Origin of the sequence: Paenibacillus sp. 598K (assembly GCF_003851045.1) — a bacterium.
Taxonomy (GTDB): domain Bacteria; phylum Bacillota; class Bacilli; order Paenibacillales; family Paenibacillaceae; genus Paenibacillus_D.
The window spans coordinates 1-683 of sequence record NZ_BFBX01000126.1 but is presented as its reverse complement, the minus strand read 5'-3'; the positions used below and the strand labels follow the sequence as shown (position 1 = coordinate 683).

The window sequence follows — 683 nt, the reverse complement described above, 5'->3', positions numbered from 1 at the left end:
GGGCATGACAGCGCCGGGCGTGCTCGGCGGCGGCGACGGCAGCGTCAACTCGATCCTCCTCGAGTACCCGGACGGCACGCGGACCGAGGCGAACATGAAGGATCTGATCTCCAACATTCCGTATGGCACCGTCTATCGGCAGATGGCTGGCGGCGGGGGCGGTTACGGCGATCCGAAGCAGCGCCCAGCCGAGCTGGTTGCCCGCGAGGTGCGCTACGGCGTCATCTCGCCAAGGTCCGCGGAGCGCGACTATGGCGTCGTGCTGTCCGATCCGGTCAAGGGCATCGTCGACGAGGCCGCGACGGCGGAGCTGCGCAGCCTGGGCTGATAGGGTTGGGGATGCTGGCGATGTGTGAGGATTGGGAAGCTTGCCGCGCGAGGCGCGCCATCCGGCCAAGTGCGGCAATGCGGTGTGGCGGTGGCATCGCCGAGCTGAGTATCGCAGTCGGGGCGGGCTGTTGTCGTCGGTGCGCAGCCCAGACGTTATGGTGGCGGCTTAGGCGACCGGAGCGGTCCTGACTTGTCGCGAAGTTGCGCCTGACCTTGTCTTCACCAATTCTGCGGCTGGCCGCTAGTCTCATTGACCGAGGCAACTACCGGTGCAACTATGGCGTAACTGCAATTATACAGTTAAATGCGACTGAAGCGGCTTTGCGCCGAGGATTAACTGCAATAGTGCAGTT

General features: G+C 64.1%; 1 pseudogene. It reads left to right on the top strand.

Annotated features, from left to right (window positions below):
* A pseudogene (locus tag PA598K_RS28970) lies at positions 1–328 on the top strand (hydantoinase B/oxoprolinase family protein); the annotation flags it as partial.
* Between the last annotated feature and the right edge of the window lie 355 nt (positions 329–683).